5 protein-coding genes and 1 pseudogene are annotated in these 7,247 nt (G+C 40.3%); 1 reads left to right on the plus strand and 5 read right to left on the minus strand.

Features of this window, described 5'->3' with window-relative positions:
* Window positions 1-97: 97 nt before the first annotated feature.
* Together JR005_RS11675 and pobA are read right to left on the minus strand one after the other, a co-directional pair.
* Entirely contained in the window at window positions 98-364 is a 267-nt protein-coding gene (locus tag JR005_RS11675; protein WP_218665112.1) for a hypothetical protein, read from the minus strand.
* Window positions 365-428: 64 nt separating this feature from the next.
* On the minus strand, window positions 429-1,643 hold the full coding sequence (gene pobA / locus JR005_RS11680) for a 4-hydroxybenzoate 3-monooxygenase (protein WP_218665113.1): 1,215 nt from the start codon (window positions 1,641-1,643) through the stop codon (window positions 429-431).
* A gap of 140 nt (window positions 1,644-1,783) precedes the next feature.
* On the opposite strand from pobA, the gene pobR reads away from it, so the two are divergent.
* Complete coding sequence (pobR, locus tag JR005_RS11685) at window positions 1,784-2,599, plus strand: IclR family transcriptional regulator PobR (RefSeq protein ID WP_004987725.1); 816 nt, start codon at window positions 1,784-1,786, stop codon at window positions 2,597-2,599.
* A gap of 43 nt (window positions 2,600-2,642) precedes the next feature.
* Here the strand turns inward: pobR and JR005_RS11690 are convergent, their stop codons facing one another.
* From JR005_RS11690 to JR005_RS11700, 3 genes and pseudogenes are all read right to left on the minus strand, one after another.
* Window positions 2,643-5,072, minus strand: coding sequence for a glucose/quinate/shikimate family membrane-bound PQQ-dependent dehydrogenase (locus JR005_RS11690; protein ID WP_004987723.1), 2,430 nt, complete (start codon window positions 5,070-5,072; stop codon window positions 2,643-2,645).
* A 180-nt stretch (window positions 5,073-5,252) separates the two neighbouring features.
* Entirely contained in the window at window positions 5,253-6,572 is a 1,320-nt protein-coding gene (locus JR005_RS11695; RefSeq protein ID WP_004987721.1) for a carbohydrate porin, read from the minus strand.
* Window positions 6,573-6,633: 61 nt separating this feature from the next.
* Window positions 6,634-7,247 (minus strand): annotated as a pseudogene (locus JR005_RS11700) (3-dehydroshikimate dehydratase); the annotation flags it as partial.

The raw sequence follows: 7,247 nt of genomic DNA on the forward strand, positions 1-7,247 counted from the left end.
TATTCTATTTAACATAATCTTCATTATACGAAGTTATCTGATATAAATATTTGTTTTTTAAATAGTTTTATTTTTATAATTCACAACCATTAGCAGCTTAATTTATTTCCTCTATACCCATAAGATCAATTTCCGAAATCGAATATAAATTATCGTCAACAACAATACTGCATGACATTTCCATTTTAGTGTTAAATGATATATCTATGTGTTCAACGACACCTTTAATAATTGAGCTTTTTAAATGTTCTGGATAATCAATTGGTAACTCTAGGCTATTTAAAAGTCGTTCAAATGCCAGGTCTCTAAACGTAACTTTATGATTCAAGAGTTCAAATGGTACTGTATTAAAATTTTTCATCATTAACTCCATATATAAAAATAAACAATGAGAAAGTATGTTGAATACTTTCCCATATCATATTGATTTAGCTTGCTTGTTTAAAATCACCAAAAGCTTTAATTTCATATGGCAAACCCACATAATTTTCAGCCAGTGTTGTTTGCCCAGCAATTGAACTTAAAATATAGTTGAGTTCTGCCTGTTTTATTTTATGGTCAAATTCACTTTCATTTTCAAAGCGATGCAACAAATGTGTCATCCACCATGAAAAACGCTCTGCTTTCCATACACGTTTCAGACATTTTTCAGAATATTCAAGAATGCCTTGGTCAGAACCCTTCTGATAATATTCAATAAGTGCGTTGGATAAATATGCGATATCTGAAGCAGCCAAATTTAAACCTTTGGCACCAGTTGGCGGCACAATATGGGCAGCGTCACCCGCCAAAAATAACTGACCAAAGCGCATTGGTTCAGTTACAAAGCTTCTTAATGGCGCAATACTTTTTTCAATTGATGGCCCCGTAATCAAATGCTTACGACTTTCAGGATCAAGGCGATTTTTTAATTCGTCCCAAAACTGTTCATCTGACCAATTTTCTACATTATCTGTCAATGGAACTTGTAAATAATAGCGACTTCGAGTTTCTGAGCGCATACTACACAAAGCAAATCCACGTTCAGATTGTACATAGATTAATTCATCTGCAACTGGTGGTACGTCTGCCAAAACTCCTAACCAACCAAATGGATAAACTTTTTCAAATGTCTTTATTTGATCTTGTGGAATACTGGCGCGACATACACCATGATAGCCATCACAACCTGCAATAAAATCACATTCAATTTGATAACTTTTTCCTTGAGACTCAAAGCTAACTTTAGGTTTTTCATAAAAATCAAAAATCTGTACATGATTTGATTCATAAAATGATGTTAAACCTGCTAGCTCACGCGCTTGCATCAGGTCTTTAGTCACTTCCGTTTGACCGTAAACTGTGACTTGTTTACCATTGGTTAATGCTGATAAATCAACACGATGCTTTTTTCCATCAGTTAAAATTTCTATGCCAGAATGCGCTAAACCTTTTTGATTTAGATTTTGATCAACCTCAGCCTGTTTCAATAAATCGACTGAAACTTGTTCCAAAATACCAGCACGAATCCGCGATGCAACATATTCAGCACTACGTTGTTCAATGATGATGTGATCAATTCCAGCTTTATAAAGTAATTGACCGAGTAATAATCCTGCTGGGCCTGAACCAATAATAGCCACATTAGTCTTCATGATTTCCATAACTTCATCCTTGCGATTTCCTTTCATTAAATTACGTGCTTATATGCCTAAGCTCTATATTTCAAATGAACTAGAATCCGTATACCATGATAACTGTCCGCTATGCGGACAAAACCAAGCTGTAAACTAGGAATTTTGTTATGGAAAGACAAAGTGAATTAGTTCATCACCCGCATTCAAATGAACAAATTAGAACTGAAGATTACATTGCAGGTTTAGCCAAAGGTTTGGCATTACTTGAAGCTTTTGGAATCGATCGTCAACGCTTAAATGTAACTCAAGTTGCAGAACGCACAGGTATTAGCCGAACCGCAGCGCGACGTTATCTTAAAACCTTAAAGTTTTTGGGCTATCTGGAAACCGATGAGCATTATTTTTGGCTCACTCATCGTGTACTGCGTTTTTCTAGTTCTTATTTAAGTTCTGCGCATCTTCCAAAAGTGGCACAATCATTTTTAAACTTATTGTGCGCACAAACTACCCTCACCTTTTCTATTGTGGTGCTGGATGATCATGAAGTCGTTCCGATCGCGCGTAGTTATTTACCGCAGCAAGATAATTTACGTGTTAGTCCTTATGGGATGCATTTAGGCAATCGTTTACCTGCACATGCAACCTCTACAGGTAAGGTTTTATTGTCGACTTTAACTCTTGATGATCAGATTCAATGGATTCGACGCTATGGTTTGAAACGTTTAACCCCTTATACGATGATTGATGAATCTGTTTTTTTAAAAACACTCAAGCAGATTTCACTTTCAGATTATTGTTTATCCAAGGAAGAACATGAATTGGGGGTGATTGCCATTGCTGTTCCCGTTTTGAATGCTCAAGGCAAAGCGATTGCTGCGCTGAATTGTATGTCACAAACTAATCGGGTACAGGAAAGTTATTTGATTGATCAGGTATTACCTTTACTTAGAAATACCGCAAATGAACTAAGAAATATTATTTAATCAAAAAAGGGATTCTGACGAATCCCTTTTTATAAATTTTTACTTATTTATCTAGAGCATAGGCTACTACATAGTCACCATGATCAGGAGACTGACGCGCACCACCCGCAGAAATCACAACGTATTGTTTTCCTGTTTTAGGTGAAACATAGCTCATTGGTGTACCTTGGCTACCGACTGGCAAGCGGGCTTTCCAGAGCTCTTTACCATTTGACGAATCAAAAGCACGTAAATAATAATCTTGGGTTGCGGCGAAGAAAACTAGTCCACCCTGTGTCGCCATTGGACCACCAATGGTTGGCATACCAATAGGCGCTTTTAAGCCCATTTTAATCCCCATTGGCCCAGTATCCTGAATTGTGCCCAAAGGTACTTGCCACGCTACTTGACGTGTTTTCATGTCAATTGCAGTCATGGTACCAAATGGCGGTTTTTGGCATGGAATACCCAAAGCCGACATAAAGCGGTTTTTGTTGACTTTATACGGTGTACCCGCCATAGGCACAGCACCCATACCGGTATTCACTTTTTCACCACCACTAGCTTGAATTTTGACATCTTCAGGTGTTTGTTTGATCAGTTGGATCCACAGACCTAAACGCATGTCATTGACAAACATATAACGATGCGATGGATCAAACGCAATTGAACCCCAGTTCATACCACCAAGTGAACCTGGAAAGCTCAATGAAATATCAGTACCCGGTGCAGTATATAGACCATCGTAACGCATTGATTTAAAGCTAATACGACACATCAACTGATCAAATGGTGTAGCACCCCACATGTCTGATTCAGTTAGAGTCTGATTACCAATCTGTGGCATTTCAACTGAACGTGGTTGCACTTTGCTGTATTGCTCACTTGGAATATCCGCTACTTTAACTTGCTGATTTTCAACTTTGGTCAGCGGTTGACCGGTAACACGATCAAGTACATAGAATTGACCAGACTTAGTCCCAATAACCACAGCAGGCTTGGTTGTACCATTTTTCATTGGGAAATCAACCAGACTTGGCTGCATTGGCAAGTCAAAATCCCAAAGATCATTGTGAACTGTCTGATAGACCCACTTCTCTTTACCCGTTGATGCATCAAGCGCTAAAACAGAAGTGTTGTACTTATGATCTGGCGCAGTACGATTGCCCCCCCAAACGTCTACAGATGAGCTTCCCATTGGCAAGAACACCGTATTCATTTGTGGATCATACGACATCGCAGCCCAAGAGTTTGCAGAGCTACGTTTATAAGTTTCACCTGATTTTAATACATAGTTTGGATCTGGGTTACGTGCATCAAATGCCCAACGTAATTGCCCTGTAATGACATCATATGCACGAATAACACCACCTGGCATATCTGCGGCAACGTTATCGGCAATCCGGCTACCAATAACTAAAACAGACCCTGCAACGGTCGGCGCAGAGGTGACTTCAAAACGAGGGGCTTTCGTGCCATCCCCTAAACCTTGTAACAAATCGACTGTGCCATTAACACCGAAGTCTTTACAACGTTCACCCGTATCTGCATTGACTGCAATTAAACGACCATCAGGCGTATTGGTATATACACGACGTGGACATTCGGTATTTGCTGTTACATTTGCAACAGGCGTGGCGCCTGCCAATGTCGGTTGTAGCAATGGTTGTGTCGAATCAAAATAAGCGACACCACGGCAACGCTCCCAAGCATCTGCTTTGGAATTCACTTCAGCTTTCCAGAGTTGCTTACCTGTATCGGCATCAAGTGCAAAAATATTATTATGTGGTGTACACAAGAATACTTTATCGCCCACCTGAAGCGGTGTCGATTGATCTTCAGCACCATTTCCCGTACCCGTAGTAAAGTCACCGGTGCGAAAGCGCCAAACTTCTTTCAATTTGGACACATTATTTCGGTTGATCTGATCTAAGGCTGCAAAACGGCTGCCCCCTGCATCATTACCATAATGATCCCAATTGACCTGCTTTTTAGCTGGATCGACAGGAACAAGTGGTAACTCTTCGCCAGATGCTTTCACCGTTGGATGTGGAATAAACATGCCGTATAAACCACCGATCATGCCTAAAACCGTCAAACCACCAATAATATAGGCAGGTACAGAAAGTGAAGTTTGATACTGATATTTACGAATAGAAGGTAAAGTCAGTAATAAAGCAGCAAATAGACCTGCTGGGAACATTAAACGCGAATGTAATGGCCAGAATTCCCATCCCGCATCAATCAACGCCCAAATCACAGTTCCAATAAAGACCAGCGCAAATAACCAAACGCCCAGTGCTTTTTTCTTAAAGATAAAAAATGCTGATGCGGTAGTGAATAAACCCGCGATCAGGAAGTACCATGAACCACCGAGGCTAATCAGTTTGCCACCGCCGATGATATAGAATAAGCCCGTAATTAATAAAGCTAGCCCAAGTATGAAACACCATATTTTCAATATGATGTGAGATTTTGCTTGAGGGTCAGACATACATCTTTCTCCACTTATCATAACAATGAAAATCTGCGAACAACCTCAGATCGTCACTGTTATGTATAAACACATTCAGCTAAAGTGGTTTTTGCCACTTTAGCTGTTCGAATAATGCTTAAATCCAACAATATCATGCTTATATTTTAATCAATATTTTTTATTAAAATCTCGATATTGTTAGAAATTTAAACGCATAGTTAAACCTGCAACCCACGCATCATCGACCTCTTTGACACCCGCAGGTTGATGGATATATTGGATATTTGGGCGTAGCATTACGGCTGGCGACCATTGGTAGGTATAATTTAGTTCAACATTGAGTTCGTCACGTTGAATTGGAATATAGTTGGTTGCAAATGCATCATATTCATAATAGCCACGACTTTCGTTAGTTGCGATTTGACGATCACGGGCACGATCATTCACCAAATAGTTGGCTAAACCAAAACCAATCGAATCGTTTGGACGGCTATCGAAAACACCTTTGTACCAAACAGCAATTTGCTGGGTACTTTGTACCGTTGTTGTCGCTTTATCGTTGAGGACACCATTAAAGCTCAAAAATAAGCCACGTTTTGGATCATTTTCACGCTGAGTTAACTGCTGTTGTGTATTAATCCAGAAGCTGTGCTTGCCACTATACTCTTTACCTGCTGTACCCACATCATTGGCATCTGCGGTTGAGTACAAAGCCCCTATCTTGTATTCGCCTGGCAAACCGTTAAATGCACGAAGTTTAGGTTTCCATGCTAATTCCACTGGAATGGTTGCACCTTTGACATTATTCATATCAAGATTAAAGCCATCGCTATTTGATTGGGTTTTGACATTATCAGGATTGACCTCATATACACCCAGACCCAACGTCCATTCAGGTGCAAATTGGTATTTTACATTTGCGCCCCAAAGTCCCACTGGCCAGTTGTACCAGATCGAACCAATCGATTTTCCAAGCTGCCCACCACAAAGTAAAAGATTTTGAAATTCGCATTGTGAGCTGTTGAAATCATCTGACATGCCCATACGACCAATTTTGACTTGAACGGTATTGTCATCAAAACCTTTTTTGATCCATGCCTGAGTTAAGCGCCAGATTTTTCCGCGTCCGTAAATTTCCTGACTATTCCCTAAGGCGCTTGAACGTGGATCTTTAATGCGCTCAAGTGTTAAGGCATTCCCGTCACGTTTGGTAATCATGATCGCCGCAGTCGTATCTTCCCAACCCGCAATTTTATTTAAATCAAAATTTGCACCTAAAGTAAGCTGCCCCGCATTTTCAAGGGTATTACTGTCATTGTAACCACCATCAAGATTGGTCGCAGCCTGACTCATAATCGACGCTGTAAATTTATAACCTTTGTTTTCGAGTTGCTGACGTTCACCGCCCCAATCCCCCAATAACCATTGGCGATCTTGCGACCAAAACTCATTCGCCAGTGCAATCTGACTGCTTAATACTGCTGTTGAAATCAAACCCAATTTAAAAAAATGATGCATATTCTTTCCTTTCTAATCTGGGTGTCTTCAAAGCGAAGACACCGCTTTATCCTTAATTTTGTTATTTGAGCTGAACCGCAGGACTTAATTCAGATGTTGCACCCAAATGATCCGTGACATTGGCTGTAATAGAAGGCATTACCGTTTTTGGTGTCCAGTTAGCTTTTGCAACACCTTGTGCATTTGTCATTACCACCATTGAACCCAGATATTGCTCAGCCTCAGATGAAGAAGCATTGCGATTTCCAAAAAATTCAACGTGATAACGCTGGTTTGGTGTTCCTTTAACTTCAATGCTCAACTGTTTTTTATTGAGCGTAAGTTTAGGTGCCTGAATGCCCTGATTTGGAATAGCATTACAGTTTTGTTGATTCGGCTGCGTACAGGTTTTTTGTAGTTTTGCGGGCTCAATCACCACACCGCCACCACGCGAACCAACAAAGCCTTCGTGTTCAAGTGCAGGAACGCCAAAAACGATCGCACCAAGACGCTGATTCGGAACACAGGAACCCCCTGCTTCACAACGTTTAATGTCTTTGCCGTTATCCCAAATCTGGTTTTTGGTCAAAGTCGTACGTGCATTGGCATCTTTTTCAGAACGGATCGCGATACCGATACGATTGCCATGTACTTTATTGCTGTCAAAGATATTGCCATCACCTGTCAGATTGAACC

Source organism: Acinetobacter sp. Colony158 (assembly GCF_019264745.1).
Lineage (GTDB): Bacteria > Pseudomonadota > Gammaproteobacteria > Pseudomonadales > Moraxellaceae > Acinetobacter > Acinetobacter ursingii.

Bases quoted from the DNA above. Each gene is read 5' to 3' on its own strand.
- JR005_RS11695 (WP_004987721.1), bottom strand. From the start codon at position 6,572: ATGCATCATTTTTTTAAATTGGGTTTGATTTCAACAGCAGTATTAAGC.
- pobA (WP_218665113.1), bottom strand. From the start codon at position 1,643: ATGGAAATCATGAAGACTAATGTGGCTATTATTGGTTCAGGCCCAGCA.
- pobR (WP_004987725.1), top strand. From the start codon at position 1,784: ATGGAAAGACAAAGTGAATTAGTTCATCACCCGCATTCAAATGAACAA.
- JR005_RS11675 (WP_218665112.1), bottom strand. From the start codon at position 364: ATGATGAAAAATTTTAATACAGTACCATTTGAACTCTTGAATCATAAA.
- JR005_RS11690 (WP_004987723.1), bottom strand. From the start codon at position 5,072: ATGTCTGACCCTCAAGCAAAATCTCACATCATATTGAAAATATGGTGT.